The organism is Niallia yueguangensis (assembly GCF_052663115.1).
Map to the genome: position 1 here is coordinate 39,311 of NZ_JBQTCX010000018.1, position 19,807 is coordinate 59,117.

General features: G+C 35.3%; 16 protein-coding genes and 1 riboswitch. Of the genes, 12 read left to right on the plus strand and 4 right to left on the minus strand.

The genetic code is table 11. From position 1 onward, the window contains the following. Positions 1 to 92: 92 nt before the first annotated feature. A complete protein-coding gene (locus tag ACTYA4_RS15805) occupies positions 93 to 1,184 on the minus strand; it encodes a GerAB/ArcD/ProY family transporter (protein WP_443483089.1) in 1,092 nt (363 codons plus the stop codon). A 389-nt stretch (positions 1,185 to 1,573) separates the two neighbouring features. On the opposite strand from ACTYA4_RS15805, the gene ACTYA4_RS15810 reads away from it, so the two are divergent. After that, positions 1,574 to 2,191 (plus strand): acetate uptake transporter, encoded by a 618-nt coding sequence (locus ACTYA4_RS15810; protein ID WP_443483090.1) that lies wholly within the window; start codon positions 1,574 to 1,576, stop codon positions 2,189 to 2,191. Positions 2,192 to 2,238: 47 nt separating this feature from the next. Here the strand turns inward: ACTYA4_RS15810 and ACTYA4_RS15815 are convergent, their stop codons facing one another. Further along, positions 2,239 to 3,414 carry an MFS transporter gene (locus tag ACTYA4_RS15815; protein ID WP_443483091.1) on the minus strand — a complete coding sequence of 392 codons (1,176 nt, stop codon included), beginning with the start codon at positions 3,412 to 3,414 and terminating at the stop codon, positions 2,239 to 2,241. A 347-nt stretch (positions 3,415 to 3,761) separates the two neighbouring features. Further along, positions 3,762 to 4,049 carry an ArsR/SmtB family transcription factor gene (locus ACTYA4_RS15820; RefSeq protein WP_443483092.1) on the minus strand — a complete coding sequence of 96 codons (288 nt, stop codon included), beginning with the start codon at positions 4,047 to 4,049 and terminating at the stop codon, positions 3,762 to 3,764. 749 nt (positions 4,050 to 4,798) lie between these two features. Here ACTYA4_RS15820 and ACTYA4_RS15825 point away from each other — a divergent pair. From ACTYA4_RS15825 to ACTYA4_RS15870, 10 genes are all read left to right on the plus strand, one after another. Then, the gene (locus tag ACTYA4_RS15825; protein WP_443483093.1) at positions 4,799 to 5,770 is read left to right on the plus strand and encodes an ABC transporter ATP-binding protein; all 972 of its coding nucleotides are present in this window, start codon (positions 4,799 to 4,801) and stop codon (positions 5,768 to 5,770) included. A gap of 15 nt (positions 5,771 to 5,785) precedes the next feature. Further along, positions 5,786 to 6,799, plus strand: a complete 1,014-nt coding sequence (locus ACTYA4_RS15830; RefSeq protein WP_443483094.1) for an ABC transporter ATP-binding protein — start codon at positions 5,786 to 5,788, stop codon at positions 6,797 to 6,799. 83 nt (positions 6,800 to 6,882) lie between these two features. Then, positions 6,883 to 8,619, plus strand: a complete 1,737-nt coding sequence (locus ACTYA4_RS15835; RefSeq protein ID WP_443483095.1) for a peptide-binding protein — start codon at positions 6,883 to 6,885, stop codon at positions 8,617 to 8,619. Positions 8,620 to 8,928: 309 nt separating this feature from the next. Beyond that, positions 8,929 to 9,891, plus strand: a complete 963-nt coding sequence (locus ACTYA4_RS15840) for an ABC transporter permease (RefSeq protein WP_443483096.1) — start codon at positions 8,929 to 8,931, stop codon at positions 9,889 to 9,891. An 11-nt stretch (positions 9,892 to 9,902) separates the two neighbouring features. Next, positions 9,903 to 10,826 (plus strand): oligopeptide ABC transporter permease, encoded by a 924-nt coding sequence (gene opp4C, locus ACTYA4_RS15845; protein WP_443483097.1) that lies wholly within the window; start codon positions 9,903 to 9,905, stop codon positions 10,824 to 10,826. A 464-nt stretch (positions 10,827 to 11,290) separates the two neighbouring features. Next, the gene (locus ACTYA4_RS15850) at positions 11,291 to 12,928 is read left to right on the plus strand and encodes a LytS/YhcK type 5TM receptor domain-containing protein (protein WP_443483131.1); all 1,638 of its coding nucleotides are present in this window, start codon (positions 11,291 to 11,293) and stop codon (positions 12,926 to 12,928) included. A gap of 4 nt (positions 12,929 to 12,932) precedes the next feature. Continuing rightward, entirely contained in the window at positions 12,933 to 13,685 is a 753-nt protein-coding gene (locus ACTYA4_RS15855) for a LytR/AlgR family response regulator transcription factor (RefSeq protein WP_443483098.1), read from the plus strand. A 144-nt stretch (positions 13,686 to 13,829) separates the two neighbouring features. After that, positions 13,830 to 15,065: an L-lactate MFS transporter gene (locus ACTYA4_RS15860; protein ID WP_443483099.1), complete on the plus strand. Its 1,236-nt coding sequence runs from the start codon at positions 13,830 to 13,832 to the stop codon at positions 15,063 to 15,065. A gap of 466 nt (positions 15,066 to 15,531) precedes the next feature. Then, positions 15,532 to 16,194, plus strand: a complete 663-nt coding sequence (locus ACTYA4_RS15865; protein ID WP_443483100.1) for a 5-bromo-4-chloroindolyl phosphate hydrolysis family protein — start codon at positions 15,532 to 15,534, stop codon at positions 16,192 to 16,194. Further along, complete coding sequence (locus ACTYA4_RS15870; protein ID WP_443483101.1) at positions 16,191 to 17,348, plus strand: toxic anion resistance protein; 1,158 nt, start codon at positions 16,191 to 16,193, stop codon at positions 17,346 to 17,348. Before ACTYA4_RS15865 ends, ACTYA4_RS15870 begins: the two co-directional genes overlap by 4 nt. 243 nt (positions 17,349 to 17,591) lie before the next feature. On the opposite strand, the gene ACTYA4_RS15875 is transcribed toward ACTYA4_RS15870, so the two are convergent. Continuing rightward, entirely contained in the window at positions 17,592 to 18,092 is a 501-nt protein-coding gene (locus tag ACTYA4_RS15875) for a QueT transporter family protein (RefSeq protein WP_443483102.1), read from the minus strand. A 7-nt stretch (positions 18,093 to 18,099) separates the two neighbouring features. Then, positions 18,100 to 18,144: riboswitch (PreQ1 riboswitch) on the minus strand. A 354-nt stretch (positions 18,145 to 18,498) separates the two neighbouring features. Here ACTYA4_RS15875 and ACTYA4_RS15880 point away from each other — a divergent pair. Beyond that, positions 18,499 to 19,746 carry a M20/M25/M40 family metallo-hydrolase gene (locus ACTYA4_RS15880; RefSeq protein ID WP_443483103.1) on the plus strand — a complete coding sequence of 416 codons (1,248 nt, stop codon included), beginning with the start codon at positions 18,499 to 18,501 and terminating at the stop codon, positions 19,744 to 19,746. Positions 19,747 to 19,807 lie beyond the last annotated feature (61 nt).

The following is a 19,807-nucleotide window of genomic DNA, read 5'->3' on the forward strand; positions in this document are numbered from 1 at the left end:
GCTCGACGCTCGCCCAAGGAAAGCGAAGTGTATGCAGGCTGCGCGTTTAAAAGCAACAATCTATAAGAAAACAGCCTACCATTAAAAGGTGATTACTCCTTTTTGAATATTTTCCTCCTTATAATAGAAACAAGCAATAAAAACATAGGAATGACGGTGAAAATGGATGTTGTATAGTATGGACTGATGGTTTCTAGAAATTTATTCAGTTCCTGTAAATTTGGAGATACCCATTTACCAAATAAAAGGACAATAAAACTGAGTGGGAAGACGAGTGAACGATAGTTATTTAGCCCGATCCATTGAGCCGTTCCTAATACAAGTGCATAAAAAAAGAGGGAGAGCTTAATAAATACCCCCGTTACCCATATGACAATTACAACGGATTCAATATGTTCAAAAAAGGGAGGAATCTCCACGTATTTGAAAACAGAAAATACTGGATAAGAATACGTGGCTAAAGAATCTCCAAATAAAAATAAGGTGACTAAGTTGATGTAAACCATCGTTATCATCGCAAATAAAACTGCGAATAAAACTGGTTTTACCCCTTTTTTATTATCTGTAATATAAGGAAGTAGCATGGAAACTAGAAAAACTTCACTGAACCATACTTGAGGTATTAGAGCACCTTTAATAGATGGAAGTATCCCATTTTCCATTATTGGAAGTAGGTTATTAAATTTTAAACTGGGCAGTAGTAGTATGAATAAAGATAATGGAAATAAATAAATGGGTGCGAATACCCCTGCAGCTCTCCCGACAATCTCTACTCCCCCTCGTACAGCAAATGCACAAACAAGAATCATGCTTCCCATAATGATAATGGAAGGTGTTTCAACAAGAAAGAGACTATTAATGACATTTGCGTATTCGATAGAAATCAAGCCAGATGCATGTAAAAAATAAAATAAAAAGATAAACCCAATCGCCTTTCCAATAATTGTTCCCGTAATTTGAGGAGTGTACTGAATAATCGTTTTTTTGGGATGAATTTTATTTAACTGATAGACAATAGCAGCTGTTAATACCCCATTAAGTGATGCCCATATTGGTGACATCCACATATCACGATTTGCATGTTTTTCTGTAACTGCTGGAACAGTGAGCAAAGCAGTGGATATGATTAACATTACGACGATAATTGCCATTTGAAATGAAGAAATTTTTCCTTTTTCAATCATTATTATTTGACCTCGTTGGTTTTTATTACAAGCATTAATAGTATTTCACAAAACAGGATGAATATTCTTTTGTCATTGTTATTTAGTTGAGTCGGCAGGGTACGAATTCTTCAATATTTAGGGGGAGTATTTCCGTATTTTAGGAACTGAATCAGGGAATAAATATGAATAATGTTAATTCGACAAAATCTGTATTGACACTTCTTCTATAATCTTATAAATTACATGAGTATGTTTTTAAAGTTTGTTCAAAAAGTTCGGGAACCATAGCGGTCGAATCTCTTTGTAGTCGTCACTGCAATCCTCACGTATGGACTTCGTGACTTCCTCGTCTCGACCTTCTCCGCTTTGATTGTCTTCTTTTGAACACACAGTATAAGGAGGAAAATATGGGAACGCAGAATCACACGCAGGTTAAAATTATAACAGCAGATCCATCCGCATTAGGATTGTTCGGTCTTGCGATGGTAACACTTGTAGCATCATCACAAAAATTAGGCATAACGGAAGGTGTTTCGTTAGTATTGCCATGGGCTATTTTTTTAGGTGGAATAGCACAGCTGATTGCAGCATTACTTGATGCAAAACACAATAATATTTTTGGAACAACAGCATTTGGAGCTTTCGGTCTGTTTTGGTTTGGAGTAGGAACTACTTGGTTGCTTCAACTAGGAGTTTTTGGCGAAAAGCTTGCTGCAAATGTAGATATGAAACAACTTGGTTTTGCTTTTATTGGCTATTTGATTTTCAGTTTGTTTATGACAGTAGGGGCTTTAGAAACAAATAAAGTATTATTTGTTATTTTCGTTTTTATTGATTTGTTATTTATTGGATTATCTTTAAGTTCCTTTGGCATTATGTATGAAGTAACTCATATGATTGCTGGCATAGCAGAATTGTGCATCGCCCTATTATCTTTTTATGGTAGTGCAGCTATTGTGTTAAACACACATTTTGGACAAGTTGTCCTGCCGCTTGGAAAGTCATTTGGCATTTTTAAAAAATAATAAAAAGGTGAGTCTTCTATTATATAGTAGAAACTCACCTTTTTTAGTTAGGCTTTTGCTTCTAATTTTGCTTCTGCTTTTACCACACTGCCTGCACGAAAAAATATGATAGAAAAAATAAACGTTATAGCTGTAAATGCAGTGACGGCAAGAAAATAGTTAAAGTGATGATATAGTTGACCGGCAATCATTATACCTATCGTGGTGCCTATGTACATAAGTGAATTAGATAATGAAGCAATCGTTCCTCTTGCAGTAGCAGATAAAGATTGCAGTAAACTCATCATAAGAGGAAATAAGATGCCTGCTAAAAAGAATAAACAGAAAAAAGAAAGTTCAACAAGAAAAATATGATGATAAAAAGGTAGACAAAAATATAAAATGCCCATCAGGAAAACTCCGCCTAAAAGGGAAGTAGACATGCCAATTTTATTAATATATCTGCTTCCGAAAAAGCTTCCACAAAAATTGCCTAACCCTAATATAAACATAGCGCTGCCTATTTGACTGACATTAAAATGATAAGCATCACTCAGCCATGTTCCTAAAAAGCCAAACGCACCAAAATTCCCTGTTTGAAAAAGAAAATAGGCAAAAAATAATGTTGCTGCTTTCGGATGGGAAAATAAAGATCTGTATCGTTGAATAATAGATTCTCTATTTTCGATATTCTTATTAGGTTCCATGGAAGGCATGGTGAACACTAGGAATAAAAGAAGGATAAAGGAGCATCCAGATAAAATAAAAAACGGCATATTCCATGAAAAAGAAGCAAGATAGCTGCCAATAGGCAATCCAATTACTTGGGAGATTGCTAATCCTGCAGTTGCGATTCCCATGCTTTTTATTATTTTTTCGGGAGCAACTAATAATGGAATAGTAGCCCAAATTTGAGGAGAAACAAATGCTGCACTTACTCCTGCGATAAATCTCATCGAACACATTAGCCAAAAACTCGATGCGAATCCACATAATAAAGTAGCGATTGCAAAACTAATCATTCCGTATATCATTACTTTTTTTCGGTTAAGGTTATCGGAAATTGGACCGGCTATCAAAGCAAAAGCAGCATATCCTAACGCATATGAGCTGACCATCCAACCTGAGATATTTGTTGGTACATCATAAAGATCTGAAAGTATAGGCAATAAAGGCGAGAGTAAAAATGTATCTGTTCCTATTACAAACATAACAAAGAAAAATAAAGCAATTATTTTATTCATGGGAAAATCTCCTTTAAATAGTTTTAAAACTTTGAAACTATTGAACGAATTGTTAGATAAAGGCTTTTTTCGTATAGTTGTTGCTTTTAAATTCGCAGACGGAATACACTTCGCTTTCCGTGGACGAGTGTCGAGCCTCCTCGTCGCGTACGCTCCTGTGGGGTCTCGTCTTTCTCGCATTCCCACAGGATTCTACGTGTATTCCGTCTGCAGAGTACTTCATCTCCAATTTTTTATGTAAAAAACAACAAACTTTAAGAAAACAGCCTAGAAAGGGCACAAATTAGAAGCCAGCCAACAACGAAGAGATTAGCCGCCTTTCATTTGATGCCTTTTTGAACAACCTATTAAAGAGTTTCTAAAAAATTGGGTAAATACTTTTCAAACGTTTCTAAGTTTAGTTGTACATATTTTGTTCGAGAATCTTTACGGACAATTGTTAACTTTGCTTCTCTTAACGTTTTAAAATGATAAGAGGCAGTTGTTTTTAAAATATCACACCTTTCACCAATTTCTCCACAGCTTAACTCTTTGCCACTTAAATAAAGCGTGCGAACAATCGCAATTCTTGATTCATCTGATAAAGCTTTAAAAATTTGTACTCTTATTTCATCATCTAATTGTTTTATATTCATAAAACTATGGTATTATATAGAAATTTTAAAATCAAGTATTTTTTCCAATTTATTGTTTGACATCAAATGAGGGATAACATATGGTGTTATCCACTGAATATTCTGTCTATTTATCTTCTTTTAGAAAGAGAAACTGATTTTAGAGGTGATAATATTATTCTCTCTTTAAAATGTTACTATTATTATTTTTCTACCATCTACATAAGAATAATAAAATTTCTTTAGTTAATCGAAAAAAATAATAAAAAGAATGAATTTTATTTTTAATTAATAATAAATGAAAAAATTAGGTGGATGTAAAAAGTTTTACTAACAAAAAGATATATAAAAATAATTTAAAGGATGCTTAATAGAGTATATAAAAATTAGTTGATTTATATAAAGTAAATAAATATCAAGTGAATGTAAAGGAATAGTAAACGTGATCAAACTACAATATAGTATTTTAAATTATTTTGAAATACTATAATTGTGTTAATTTTGTTTAATGGAAAGTGATTTTTTATGGGTGAACTTACGATTTTTTGACAAAAAAAATTCAAAAAGTTGCAATTTTTTTATAATATAAGCCATTTTACGAAAAAATTGTCTTTACAATATTTGAGCACAGTATTATATTAATAAACAAAACTATTGTATTTTCAGAATAATGTTTATATTTTAAAAAAATGTTTTTTAGAGTTGGATATAATTATAAGAAGTTTTTAAAAATGAATAAATGTAACTAGGATTTTTGTTGAGGTGAGTGAATGGTTAAACATGCGTTGTTAGAAGTGGAAGGTTTAAAAACTTATTTTCAAGTAGATAAGCAAAGGGTTGCTAAAGCGGTTGATGGAGTTAATTTTTCCATTAATCCAGGTGAAACGGTGGCACTGGTAGGAGAGTCTGGCAGTGGTAAAAGTATTACATCGCTCTCTATAATGAAGCTTGTTGGAAAACCTGGGAAAATTAGAGAAGGCCAAATCCGATTTGATGGAAAGGATATCGTTCCTTATACAGACAAGCAGATGGCAAAGCTTCGCGGCAGTGAGATGGCAATGGTATTTCAGGAGCCGATGACAGCATTAAACCCTGTATTTACCATTGGAAATCAACTTATAGAGACAATAAAAAAGCATAATAAGCTTTCGAAAGAACAAGCACATCAAAAAGCTGTAGAGATTTTAAAGACAGTTGGATTTCCTAGAGCAGAAGAAACAATGAAAGAGTACCCCCATCAATTATCGGGCGGCATGCGTCAGCGGGCTATGATAGCGATCGCCATTTCATGTGAGCCGAAACTTCTTATTGCAGACGAACCTACAACAGCACTGGATGTAACAATACAGGCGCAAATTCTTGATTTATTAGATGAAATGAAAAAGAAATTTAATATGGCAGTTTTACTTATTACACATGACCTTGGAGTAGTTGCGGAATATGCTGATCGTGTAATGGTTATGTATGGCGGTCAAATTGTAGAGCAAGCCGATGTGAAGGAATTATTTACAGAGCCAAAGCATCCTTATACAAGCGGTTTATTAGAAAGTCTGCCAAACCTTGATGATGATGTGGATAGACTTGGCGTGATTCAAGGAACTGTTCCTCCTGCATATGATTTTCCTGTAGGCTGCCGATTCTCTGATCGCTGCAAATTTGTAATGGATAGATGTAGGGAAAGCAACCCACAACTTCTAGAAAAAGAGCATAACCATAAGGTTCGATGCTATCTGTACGAATAGGGGGAGTTAGAATTCATGTCATTATTAGAGCAAGATTTAGTCAAAAAAACAGAGAAAGACTACATACTGCAAGCAGAGAACATTAAGAAATATTTTCCTATTAAAGGGGGAGTATTAAAAAGAACAGTCGGCCATGTAAAAGCAGTAGATGGTATATCCCTAAATGTAATTAGAGGAGAGACATTAGGTCTAGTTGGTGAGTCAGGTTCTGGGAAATCTACACTAGGTAGAATCATTTTGCGCTTGTTAGATCCTACAGAAGGAAAAATTGTATTTGAAGATCAAGATATTTCTACTATTAGCAACAGAAAGATGCGTCCAATACGAAAAGATATGCAGATCGTGTTTCAAGATCCTTTTGCTTCGCTAAACGGAAAAATGAGTGTACAAGAATTAATAGAAGAGCCCCTTCTTGTCCAAACGAACCTATCAAGACATGAAAGACAAGAAAAAGCTATTAATCTATTAGAAAAAGTAGGTTTGCGGGCAGCTGATCGTGTAAAGTATCCACATGAGTTCTCAGGTGGGCAAAGACAACGGATTAGTATTGCACGTGCATTAGCACTAAACCCTAAGTTTATTGTTTGTGATGAACCAGTATCGGCACTTGATGTATCCATACAGGCACAAGTTCTAAATCTAATGGCAGATTTGCAGGATGAATTTAACTTAACCTATCTATTTATTGCTCATGATTTAAGTGTGGTTAAACATATAAGTGATCGTGTAGCAGTCATGTATTTAGGAAGAATTGCCGAAATAGCACCGAAAAAAAATCTTTATGATACTCCGCTTCATCCATATACACAGGCGCTGTTGTCTGCAGTTCCAACAACGAACATACATAAGAAAAAAGAAAAAATTATTTTACAAGGGGATTTGCCAAGTCCGTCCAATCCTCCATCGGGATGTTCATTTAGAACACGCTGTCCAAAGGCACATGAACGTTGTGCAATGGTTCGTCCTGAGTTAATGGAAGTTGAAGAAGGACATTTTGTTGCATGCCACTTATACAACAAAGAAGATTAATCATTTTTTGTCTATAAGGAGGTGGTGCGTTACTATTCTTGTGTTCACTATATAATGAAAAAATTTTAAAAGGGGGAAACGTTGTGAAGAAGAAAAGTTGGTTGCTTGTTTTATGCTTTATCCTAGTAATGGGAGTGCTGGCTGCATGTAACAGTGGCAGCAAAGACACGGATGCAAAGCCAAGTGGAGATGCTAAACCAAAAGCTGGAGGAACAGTGACTGGTGCAATGGATACAGCTCCAGCAGGCATCTTTAACCCGGTTTTTTATCAAGATCAATACGAAAATAATATTTTATTATTAACACATGAACAATTATTAACACAAGATAAAAACTTAGAGTTTAAACCAAACTTAGCAAAAAGCTGGGAATTTAATGACGACCATACAGAGGCAACATTCCATCTGCAAGAAAATGTTAAATGGCATGATGGCGAGCCATTTACTGCCGATGATGTTGTATTTACATACAAAACAATTGCTAGTCCTGGATATGTAGAAGCAGGCGGTGTCCGTACACAATATGTGGAAAGACTAGTAGGTTATCAGGAATTCTCTACTGGAAAAACGAAAGATTTTGAAGGCGTTGTAGCGGTAGATGACCATACAGTAAAATTTAAGTATGCCAAGCCTAACGTTTTAGCGCTTGCTGATGCGAGCTTCTTTATTATTCCTGAACATGTTTTTAAAGATGTAGCAATTGCTGATATGCCAAAAGTTGCTGCTTCAACAAAAGAAGTAATCGGTACAGGTCCATTCAAATTAAAAGAAATCATTGAAGGAGAACAATATGTTCTTGAAAGAAACGATGATTACTGGCAAGGCAAACCATACCTTGATAGCATTGTATGGAAAGTAGTCGACCAATCCGTTATTCTTGGTTTATTAGAAAGTGGAGAAGTTGATTTTGTAGCGGACCCAACAGGAATTCAAGCGGCTGACTATGAAACAGTTGATGCTAATGACAACTTGAAAATTATAGAGCAACCAGATTTCGGTTACCAAGTAATGGGTATGATGCATAATCATCGTGCAAAAGGCGATAAAACACTAGATCCATCTAAATGGATTGAAAACAAAAAATTATCCAATCCAAAAGTTCGTCAAGCAATTGCATATGCCATCGACCGTAATTATTTGATTAAAGGATTGTTGAATGGAAAAGGAGTAGTTCAAAATTCTCCAATGGCCACACAATTCTCGGCATATGATGATAAAACACCGGAACAATATGCGTTTAATAAAGAAAAAGCAAAAGCTTTATTAGATGAAGCTGGCTATAAAGATAAAAATGGTGATGGCTTCCGTGAAGATCCAAACGGAAAAGAATGGGTTTTAAATCTAAACTATCCAATAGGAAACCAAATTCGTGAAAAATCTGCACCAATCATCCAAGAGTTTCTTCAAGATGTAGGCATTAAAATTGATTTACGTCAACCAAAACAAGCGGCAGCATACTTTGATGATCTTGAATATAATGCTCAAGATTGGGATTTATACTTAATTGGCTGGAACTTAGATAGCACAGATCCAGATCCAAGCGGATTATGGTCATCAACAGCTGCTTACAACTATTCTCGTTGGAATGATCCAGAAGCAGATCAGTTGTTAAAAGATGCATTTACTCCTCCAGATGCGTTTAAGCAAGATTACCGTAGTGAAGTGTACAGCAAATGGCAAGTTAAATTTGGAGAAGACCTTCCAGCGTTTATTCTATACGCTCAAAATAGCTTATGGACATATAACAAACGTCTTCAAGGTGTAGATGTATTACCATACACTTTCTTAAATAAAACCCATTTGTGGAATGTAACTGAATAAAAAGAGCAAGAAACAAGAGGAAAGAGCTTACGGAACATTTCTGTTGCTCTTTTCTTTTTAAAAGTTGGCTATGTTAAAGCTCATTGTTGATTTTGGCACGATGTTGATTGGAGTGGAAGGTGTGAGACTCCTGCGGGAAAAGCGAGTCAGAGGGAGATCCCACAGGCGCATAGCGCCGAGGAGGCTCCCGGACCGCCCGCGGAAAGCGAACGCCTGGAACGGAAATCAACAGGCAAGTTTAACAGAGCCTAAAAGTTAATAGAAGATGGAAATTATCTATTTAACATCAATGAGAATGGAGGAGGACCTTTGTACAAATATATCATTCGTCGTGTTCTTGTGTTTATTCCAATGTTGTTTGCTTTAACAGTCATTGTTTTTGGACTAATGCAAGCAGCTCCTGGTGATCCTTTTACTGGAAAACTAGATCCGAATGTGGACCCTGCTGTATATGAAAAACAAAAAGAAGCGTTAGGATTAAATGATCCGCTATATATTCAATATTTTCATTGGGTTGGAGATATGATTCAAGGAGATTTTGGTGAATCGATTGTTTATAAGGGGAGGCAGGTTACTGATTTAGTAGGTGCACGCGTTGAGAATACACTTACTTTAGGGGTTTTCTCATTAATTATTACCATCCTGTTTTCGATTCCAATTGGGATTTACTCGGCAAGAAAACCTTATTCTGTATTAGATTACAGTGTAACAACGTTTAGTTTTTTTGGACTTGCTATTCCAAGCTTTTTCTTTGGGTTAGTGGCAATCTATTTCTTTTCGGTTCAATTAGGATGGTTTCCTTCTCAAGGAACGGTTTCAAAGCCTGGTTTAGAAGGATTTGAATTGTTTGTAGATAAACTTCATCATTTAATCTTGCCAGGATTGACATTAGGATTAGCCGGAATGGCAACATATACTCGTTATATGCGGTCAGAAGTGCTTGATGTATTATCCGGGGATTATATTCGAACAGCAAGAGCAAAAGGGATGACAGAAAATACGGTTCTTTATAAGCATACTTTGCGTAATGCGTTAATTCCTATCGTTACATTATTAGGATTTGAAGTTGGTACCATTTTAGCTGGGGCTATTATAACAGAAAGTGTGTATCAGTATCCAGGACTCGGAACATTATTTATCAACTCGATATCAAGTAAAGATTATCCTGTAATTATGACCATTGCATTAATGATAGGCTTCTTTACTCTATTAGGAAATTTATTAGCGGATATCGGCTACAGTCTTGTTGATCCAAGAATCCGTTACGAATGAGGTGAAAAAATATGCAGCTTAATCAACAATCATCTGTTGAGACACAACCGGAATTTTCTATTAATCCTAATATGAAAAAAAGTAAAAGTCCTACCCAAATTGCTTTTGAGAGGTTTATGAAAAATAAGCTAGCTGTTGCAAGTGTTGTTATTTTGTTTTTGATTGTAATGGCAGTAATATTTGCCCCTTTATTAACAGATCAAAGTCCAACAAAATCTGATCTTTTGAGAGTAGAACATCCACCAAGTGAAGGTCATCCACTGGGGAATGATGGCTCAGGAAGAGATAACTTATCCCGTTTATTATATGGTGGCCGGATATCTCTCATTGTAGGATTTAGTGCAATGGTATGTACATTAGTAATCGGTGTTGTTTTAGGTTCTATTGCAGGCTATTACGGGGGAATTGTAGATACGATTATCATGCGTATAGCTGATTTAATTTTAATGCTTCCATTTATCGTAATCGCTTTAACAGTTGTTTCCATTATGCCGAAAGTAACCATTGGCAGTTTTGTTGCGATCATTGCGATAACATCCTGGCCTAATTTAACGAGGGTCATTCGGGGAACTTATCTTTCCTTACGGGAACAAGAATTTGTGCAAGGTGCAAAAGCAATTGGCGCCAGTGATTTTAGGATTATTTTTAAGTATTTTATTCCGAATGCGATTGGTCCGATTATCGTAAACGCCTCTTTAATGATGGCGACATACATTATTATTGAATCTGCAATGAGTTTTATCGGCTTTGGTATTCCACAGCCAACTGCAACATGGGGAAATATGCTTTCCGAAGCACAAAGTATTCGTATCTTAAGAAATAGCCCAGAAGCATGGGTGCCACCAGGTCTTGCGATTTTTATTACAGTATTATGTATTAACTTCATTGGAGATGGTCTTCGTGATGCATTGGATCCGAAAAGTAATAGAAGATAACCTACAAAACCTGCTAAAGTAACTAGCAGGTTTTTATCTGTCGACATATGCTTTCTTTTTCTACCTTTCTATCTTTTAAAAAGGCTGTTTTCTCAAAGTTTGTTGTTTTTAACATTAATACATTTGGAAAAGCGTTTCTTTGCAGCCTGAATACACGTAGACTCCTGTGGGAATGCGAGAAAGACGAGACCCCACAGGAGCGTATGCGACGAGGAGGCTCGACGCTCGCTAAACGGACGAAGTGTATTCAGGCTGCGATTTTAAAAGCAACAATCTATACGAAAACAGCCTTTAAAAAAATACAAATTCTATTTTATTTACTTTCATCACATTCTATAAATATTTGTACAAAATGTTATAAATTACAAATATTAATGAAGCTTCCTTTAAATGTTGCTAATATAAATAGGAAAGAATGTGGCTTCGAGGAGGAATTTCTATTGAATTATTCCGCTGAATTGGAGATGTTGATTCAATTATTTGAAAGAGCGGCATTATTGCTGATTTCGTTGTTTTTTATGACCCGTGTGCCAAAGTTTAAAGAAACTTTGCAAAAGGAAAGGCATACACTAACAGAATTAACGTTGATAACGATTATTTTTTGCCTATTTGCTATATTTGGCACTTATTCTGGAATTGAAGTGGAAGGATCACTTGTTAATATAAGAACAATTGCTATTATGTCAGGCGGGATATTATTTGGACCGTGGGTAGGTGTGGTAACAGGCATTGTTTCGGGAGTCCATCGTTATGTAATTGATATCGGAGGAGCAACTTCTATTCCTTGCCTTATTACGAGTATATTAGCTGGCATCGTTTCCGGTTATATTCATTTTCGTGTGAAAAAAGCAAATCGCTGGATAATGGGGATTATTGCCGGGATGTTTTGTGAAACTTTAACCATGGTGTTTATTTTAGTTATGGCAGAACCATTTCAATTAGGAGTAGATATTGTCTCGAAAATAGGAATTCCGATGATTGTAGGCCAAGTGAGCATCGGCTTAATCGTATTAATGATTGCAAATATAGAAGGAGAGAAAGAAAGAATTGCAGCAAGCCAGGCAAAGCTAGCCCTTGATATTGCGAATAAAACATTGCCGTACTTTCGTTCTATTAATGCGGAATCCTTGTATACCATTTGTACGATTATTAAAAATGATATAAATGCGGATGCAGTTGCTATTACGGACACAAAAGATGTACTTGCGTATGTTGGATTCGGTGAAGAAAAATACAAAGGCAGTCATGAAATTATTAGTGATCTAACGAAAGAAACGATTAGAAGCGGAAAAATTACGATTCGAAATAATATTGCTGACCATCATACATCGCAAATTCATTGCCTTCTTATTATTCCGTTAGAGGAAAGAGACATCATTACAGGAACGTTAAAAATTTATTATCAAAAAGCTAATACGATTACATATACACTGCAAACAATGGCCATCGGTCTCGCACAAATTATTTCTACTTTAATGGAAGTATCAAGAATAGAGCAAATAAAGGAAGCTGCAAATAAAGCTGAATTAAAAGCGCTGCAAACAAAAATTAATCCGCATTTTTTATTTAATGCCTTAAACGCCATTGCTTCTACAACAAGAAAAAATCCTGAGAAAGCAAGAGAGCTAATTCATAATCTTTCTGGATATATGCGTTTTAACTTAGAAGTGGGAGAAGAATTAATGGATATTCAAATAGCACTTCAGCAAGTTCGTGATTATATTGAAATAGAGCAGGCGCGATTTGGAAGCAAGCTCCAAGTGGAATATGAGGTGGAAGACATTCATGTAAACCTGCCAAGCTTGCTCATTCAGCCGCTTGTTGAGAATGCTGTCGTTCACGGGATATTAAAAAGAAAAGGTCCTGGTTTAATCATTATTTCTGTAAAAGATAAGGGAGAGAAAATAAGGGTTAGTGTAAAAGATACCGGAGCTGGAATCAAGCAAGAAGTGATTGATAACCTATACCACGATAAAGTTCCGTCAAAACAAATTGGATTATCAAATGTACATCAGCGCTTAAAATTAATGTATGGAACAGGGCTTGTCATTAAACGTTTGAACCTAGGAACGGAAGTATATTTTGAGGTGGCAAAGGAGTAAAACAATGAAAGCGATTATTGTTGAAGATGAAATTCCGGCGAGAGAAGAAATGGAGTATTTAATACAAACACATAGCAATATTGAAGTGGTAGCATCGTTTGATGACGGATTAGATGTTTTAAAGTTTTTACAGGAGACAGAAATAGATGCTATTTTTCTTGATATTAATATTCCTTCTTTAGACGGAATGTTTCTTGCAAGCAATATTAGCAAATTTGCGAAAAAACCGTATATTATTTTTACTACTGCCTATAAAGAGCACGCTGTACAAGCATTTGAACTAGAAGCATTTGATTATATTTTAAAACCATATGATGAAAAAAGAATTGCTGCTATGTTGAAAAAATTAGAAGGAGCATTTAATCGAGATCATTATAAATCAACCAATGAAGAAGAGGCAAAAGGACAAGATGGAAATGCTAAAGCACAAGGGCGGATAAATTTACGAAAAAATGATCATATCATCGTGACAGACGTAAATGAAATTTATTATGCGGCAGCTAGTGAAAAGGTAACGCTAGTCTATACGAAAGCGGAAGAATATATGATGCCAATGAGCATTTCTGAGTTTCATGCTAAATTGCCTCAAGACATCTTCTTTAAATGTCATCGCTCCTATACAGTGAACTTATCAAAAATTCATGAAATTGTTCCTTGGTTTAATCATACTTATTTATTGAGATTAAAGGATATAAAAGCGGAGGTTCCGGTGAGTAGAAGCAAGGGAAAAGAATTCCGACAAATTATGCATTTGTAATAACCGTTTATTCCGAATTTTATGCATTTCATTCTGATAACGCTTTTACTCGTTTTTCTGGTGATATAATTTTTGATGTAAGGGATAACATACAAAAATTATAATATTTAGAAATGATAACCAATAAGGAACGAGGAGATTAAAGTGAGAACGACTACGGAAAAACGGTGGCAAATAGTGATTGGTACGATTATTGTTCAAATGGGTTTAGGAACGATTTACACATGGAGTTTATTTAATCAACCTTTAGTAGATACATTCGGATGGGAGTTAAGCTCGGTTGCAACTACCTTCTCTATCACAAGCTTCGCCTTAGCATTTTCTACCTTATTTGCTGGCAAACTGCAGGATAAATGGGGAATTCGCCGTCTCATTGGGGGTGCAGGAATCATGCTCGGGATTGGCTTGATTCTTAGCTCACAAATATCATCTTTATGGATGCTATATATTTTAGCAGGTGTTGTGGTAGGATTTGCAGACGGAACGGCTTATATTACATCATTGTCCAACTTAATTAAATGGTTTCCAGAGAAAAAAGGATTAATCTCCGGAATCTCTGTAGGAGCATATGGAACAGGAAGTTTATTATTTAAGTTTATTAACGGTTCCTTTATTGCAACATTTGGTGTCTCAAAAGCATTTATGTTTTGGGGAATAATTGCACTAGTAATGGTAGTAGGCGGATCTTTTTTATTAAAAGAAGCAAAAGTAACAAGTCAAAGCCAAGCATCACAAGTTCAGCAAAAAGATTATACAGTAAAAGAAATGTTAAAAACAAAGCAAGCATACCTTCTTTTTGTGATTTTTTTCACAGCATGTATGAGTGGTTTGTATTTAATTGGCATTGTCAAAGATATCGGTGTAAGTTTAGCAGGACTTGATATGGAAACAGCAGCAAATGCAGTGGCGTTAGTCGCGATTTTTAATACAATTGGCCGCATTATATTAGGTGCCTTATCTGATAAAGTAGGCCGATTAAAAGTTGTCGCAGGAACATTAGTTGTGACTGCAATAGCAGTGTCCGTATTAAGTTTTGTCCCTCTTAATTTCCCGTTGTTCTTTGCTTGCGTTGCAGGAATCGCCTTCTGTTTTGGCGGAAACATCACCGTCTTCCCAGCCATCACAGCAGATTTCTTTGGACTGAAAAATCAAAGTAAAAACTACGGTATTATTTATCAAGGGTTTGGAATTGGGGCATTGTCTGGTTCATTTATCGCAGCAGCACTAGGTGGATTTGTTCCAACATTCACCGTTATCGCGATATTATGTATTATCTCGCTTATTATTGCATTAACAATAAAACCTCCTTATAAAGGAAAAGGAATAACAAAAAATAAACAAAATGTTCCCAGCATGAAACCACATACAAGACTAGGATGATATATGAAAATGAAGAAGGGCTTTCCTGATGGAGAGCTCTTTTTTATCGTTTAGGAAATTAGAACTGTGGATATTTGTTCTGATTAAGTCGAATCTTAGCGGATTTTGTCAAAAAATCGATAAAACGGAAAAAAAAACGAAGATAAATCCGGTAAAAAAGAAGATAAAAGAATTTTTTATGCTGTTTACAGTCATGATCCTATAATAGATATGATATTTAGTAAATAAGCATATAAATAAGTGAGGGATCTTAAGTTTTTTGTTAAAATGGGATTAATATCCATCATCGGTTAGGCGTATGATAGGAAAAATAGGCTAAATACGTCTATAGTCTTAGGGTAGATTCCATTTTAAGTCTATGGCAATTCCTCTTTTTTTTCGATATTCTATATAGTAAGAAAATTTCTAAATTGAAACTATTTACGGAAAAAATCGTAATAAATAAGGAATATAACGTCAGGAGTCGATGATTTTGAATCCATTTTTACTTTTTCTTGTCCGGTCAGGGATCACCATCCCAATTGGTATGATAACTTGGTTAAGCAGCATCATCTTTTTTGATCAAACATTCTTTCCTTCCGTTGTATACGCAATGATCGCTGGAACTGGTGCTTATTTGTTAACAAATGGTGTAATTCAGCATCGGTTTTTAAAAAAACATCACTTAACTAGAAAAGAATATAAGTTTATTTATAAGCAATTAAAAGAAGCAAAAACAAAAATTACTCGTTTAAATAAAGCGGTGCTTTCTATTCGTCATTTTTCTTCCATTAAACAGCGAATTGATCTTATTCGTGTTACAAGAAAAATATATCATTTAACAAAACAAACACCGAAAAGATTTTACCGCGCGGAGAAGTTTTATTACTCTCATCTAGATTCTGTTGTTGAAATTTCAGAGAAATATGCACTGTTATCAGCACAGCCTAAAAAAAGTCATGATCTGCAAATCACGCTTCGTGAGACAAGAAAAACGTTGGAACAACTAGCAAAATCGATTGAAGATGATCTTCATATCCTTCTTACAGACGATATTGACGACCTTCATTTTGAATTAGATGTAATAAGACATACTACTTTTAAGAAAAAAGATGATAACTTGTTTGATGAAAGTAGGAGGTTAAAATGAGTGACGATCTGTACTCACTTTCTAAAAAAGATAATGGATTGGACGAATTATTTTCTCTGTCACTTAAGGAGACAGACCAAATAGGAGCAAGTAGAGAGAAGGAGAAATCGATTCGCCTTCTTGACGTTCTTTCAGAAGAAGAAAAACAAAAAGTATATAAATTAGCGGAAAACCTTGATCCAACTAATCATCGGGAAATCATTTTTTTTGGTGTAAAAGCTCAAAAGAATTTACTCTCCTTTTCTCATTCTATGTTAGAGCATGTCCAAAAAAAGGATGTTGGAGAAGTAGGCGATATTATTGGTGAACTAATGGAGAAGCTGAATGAAATAAATCCAGATGAATTGAAGATGGAAAATAAATCATTTTTTGCAAGGATTTTTGGCAGGTTTTCTAGTTCTGTGCAAGAAGTTTTATCGAAATATCAAAAAACAGGTGCTCAAATCGACCGAATTAGTGTCAAGTTAGAGCGCAGCAAAAATATATTATTATCAGATATTCATTTATTAGAAAAACTATTTGAAAACAATAAAGAGTATTTTTATTCTCTTAATATGTATATTGCTGCTGCAGAATGGAAGCTGGAGGAATTACATACTAACATTATTCCAGAAATGAAAACAGCAGCGGAAGCACAAAAAGATGAGATGAAGCTGCAAGAAGTACAAGATATGGCGGAGTTTGCTGAACGTTTAGAGAGGCGAATTTATGATTTGAAGATAAGCAGGCAAATTACGCTCCAAACAGCGCCGCAAATACGTTTAATCCAAAACACGAATAAAACTGTCATTGACAAAATTCAATCCTCGATTTTGACCACTATTCCACTTTGGAGAAATCAAGTAGCAATTGCATTAACGCTGCTAAGACAGCGTCACGCATTAGAAACACAAAAAAAGGTGAACAAAGCAACAAACGAAATGATCCAAAAAAATGCAAGGTTGGTAAAAAGCAATACGATAGATGGCAGTTTTACAGATATTAACAAATTAAAGAAAACGCAGTTAGACTTAATTTCAACTCTAGAAGAAACATGGAAAATTCAAGAAGATGCTCGTAAAAAAAGGGTACAAGCAGAACAAGATTTTGTGTCTATGGAACATACATTAAAAACAGCAGTTTTGGAGATGAAAACAAATGAAAGACAAAACTGATTTGAAAATGAAGAAAAATGTCCTTCATCTGAGTTATGAAGGACAAAACTGGTTTGAAAATGAAGAAAAATGTCCTTCATCTGGGTTATGAAGGACAAAACCGGTTTGAAAATGAAGAAAAATGTCCTTCATTCCAATCCCTCTAAAGGACAAATACTAGGTTGAATGTACCTCTGATGCGATAGATGAAAAAAAGTATTTACCCTATTATTTTCTGTTTTGCCTCTCACTTGTTAACCTCTTCTATGCCTTGTTTTCCCCTATTAATTTACCAAAACGAACGCGCTTATTCACGATATAAATAATCGGAATACCTATTGCCATCACCGCAAATTCGCCAACAGCAGTTGTATACCATGTATATAAAAACGGCAAGTTGAACGCTAAATAAAGTTCCAATGCAATGATAAACATCGTAAATGTAAAGACGAGTGTGTTAATAATCATTCGTTTTACAATGTTTTTTACATATCGTCCTACACAAATCGTAATAAGCAAAGCAATGATTGATTGAGCCACTCCAAAAACAAGATCGTATGCCTTCAATGGTGAAAAGAATAAATTTGCAAAAAATACTCCAATAACAATTCCATACATATATTTTTTATTAAAAACAACTAAATGATTAAACATTTCTGAAACTCGGAATTGAATATTCGTAAAACCAAATGGTGCAATAATGCCTGATACAGCAATATAAAGGGCAGCAATCATACCATTTACTGCAAGTGTTTTTATGTTCATTTTTTTCTCTCCCTTAGTTTTTTTACGTGGGATGGTCTCGAACCACGTCTTTCAACACAAAAAATAATGGTATAGTATGCAAGCTATGTTCGTCAATGTTTTTTATTACAGTTTTTTTATTAATAGAATTTATATTTTTAAGTTAGATAATTGTCTGGCTCCGACGTACAGGACGTACAAGTGCCGGCGTTGCCACAGGACGTGGCGTTTTTAGCCGGCCAGCGCCTAGCCCCTGTGAAAGATAACCTCTTGGCTCTAAAAGTAAAAAACACTTTTTGAGCCAAGAGAACATTTTTCTTCGGGGCTGGTCAAGGCGCTTCCGCTTTTCTTATAGTATTAATTAAAAATTTAGAATATAATATGAATAATACTTAGATTCACGAAATAAAAGGAAGAAGGGATACATATGACAGAAAAGTTTATCATGAATTCTATGGAAGCTACTATGAAACAGTTAACAGCAAATTCCCTTGTAAAAAAAGGGTTGATTTTTTTAAAGGAAGATGCCGAAAAGACACTAGAGGAACAAATAGAACTCACTTGTATTCCTGCTCCAAGCTTTTTAGAACAAGAAAGAGGAAAAGTATACAAAGCAAAACTGGAGTTATTGGGACTTTCGCAGATAGAGGAAGACAAGCATGGAAATGTTTTTGGTATTCGTTATGGTACAGGCAGCGGTCCAAGGCTGTTTGTTTGTGCTCACTTAGACACTGTATTTCCCGAGGGAACAGCCGTTACAGTAAAAAAGAAGGATGGAAAAGTATACGCACCAGGAATTTCTGATGATGGCAGAGGACTAGCGGCAGTTTTATCTGTTGTTAGAGCATTTAATGAAACGAATATCCAAACAAAAGGCGATATCATTTTTGGTGCCACAGTTGGAGAGGAAGGGTTAGGTGACTTAAGGGGAGTAAAAGGATTATTTCAGGATAGAAAGGATATTGATGGTTTTATTTCAATCGAACCTGGAAGTCCTGAACGAATCGTTTTTCTTGGAACTGGAAGTCACAGATATGAAGTGACTTATAAAGGGTCTGGTGGACATAGCTTTGGAGATTTTGGCATTCCTAGTGCTGTCCATGCATTAGGAAGAGCAATAAACAAAATTGCAGACATTCAAACACCTAAAGACCCGAAAACAACCTTTACAGTAGGAACGATTATTGGTGGAACATCTGTTAATACAATAGCGGAAGAAGCAAGCATGATGCTTGATTTGCGTTCCAATTCACAGGAAGAACTGCTGCTGTTGGAAACGAAAGTGATGAAATTATTAAAAGAGGCGGCAGAGGAAGAAAATAACCGTTGGCAAAGTGAAACAACAGCGATAGAAGTAAAGATAAAGTTAGTAGGAGACAGGCCAGCTGGAACTCAGAATAGTGAGGATGCTATTGTACAAACCTCTTTAGCAGCAGCACAATGTTTAGGGTTGCACCCAGAACTCTCTTCTGCAAGCAGCACGGATTCTAATGTTCCTATTAGTTTAGGAATTCCCGCAGTAACTTTAGGCGGTGGCGGTGATTATGGAGGGGTTCATACGTTAGAGGAATATTTTGATCCAACAGATGCCTACTTCGGTCCACAAAATCTATTTTTAACCATTTTAGGACTAGTCGGTGTCAAAGACGAAACAGAAGCACTATTAAATAAATAAGTGGCTGGTTTAAAAGTGAAGGATATTATTTCTTCACTTTTTTTTAATACGGAAAAATAGG

Bases quoted from the DNA above. Each gene is read 5' to 3' on its own strand.
- ACTYA4_RS15805 (WP_443483089.1), bottom strand. From the start codon at position 1,184: ATGATTGAAAAAGGAAAAATTTCTTCATTTCAAATGGCAATTATCGTC.
- ACTYA4_RS15810 (WP_443483090.1), top strand. From the start codon at position 1,574: ATGGGAACGCAGAATCACACGCAGGTTAAAATTATAACAGCAGATCCA.
- ACTYA4_RS15815 (WP_443483091.1), bottom strand. From the start codon at position 3,414: ATGAATAAAATAATTGCTTTATTTTTCTTTGTTATGTTTGTAATAGGA.
- ACTYA4_RS15820 (WP_443483092.1), bottom strand. From the start codon at position 4,049: ATGAATATAAAACAATTAGATGATGAAATAAGAGTACAAATTTTTAAA.
- ACTYA4_RS15825 (WP_443483093.1), top strand. From the start codon at position 4,799: ATGGTTAAACATGCGTTGTTAGAAGTGGAAGGTTTAAAAACTTATTTT.
- ACTYA4_RS15830 (WP_443483094.1), top strand. From the start codon at position 5,786: ATGTCATTATTAGAGCAAGATTTAGTCAAAAAAACAGAGAAAGACTAC.
- opp4C (WP_443483097.1), top strand. From the start codon at position 9,903: ATGCAGCTTAATCAACAATCATCTGTTGAGACACAACCGGAATTTTCT.
- ACTYA4_RS15850 (WP_443483131.1), top strand. From the start codon at position 11,291: ATGTTGATTCAATTATTTGAAAGAGCGGCATTATTGCTGATTTCGTTG.
- ACTYA4_RS15855 (WP_443483098.1), top strand. From the start codon at position 12,933: ATGAAAGCGATTATTGTTGAAGATGAAATTCCGGCGAGAGAAGAAATG.
- ACTYA4_RS15865 (WP_443483100.1), top strand. From the start codon at position 15,532: ATGATTTTGAATCCATTTTTACTTTTTCTTGTCCGGTCAGGGATCACC.
- ACTYA4_RS15870 (WP_443483101.1), top strand. From the start codon at position 16,191: ATGAGTGACGATCTGTACTCACTTTCTAAAAAAGATAATGGATTGGAC.
- ACTYA4_RS15875 (WP_443483102.1), bottom strand. From the start codon at position 18,092: ATGAACATAAAAACACTTGCAGTAAATGGTATGATTGCTGCCCTTTAT.
- ACTYA4_RS15880 (WP_443483103.1), top strand. From the start codon at position 18,499: ATGACAGAAAAGTTTATCATGAATTCTATGGAAGCTACTATGAAACAG.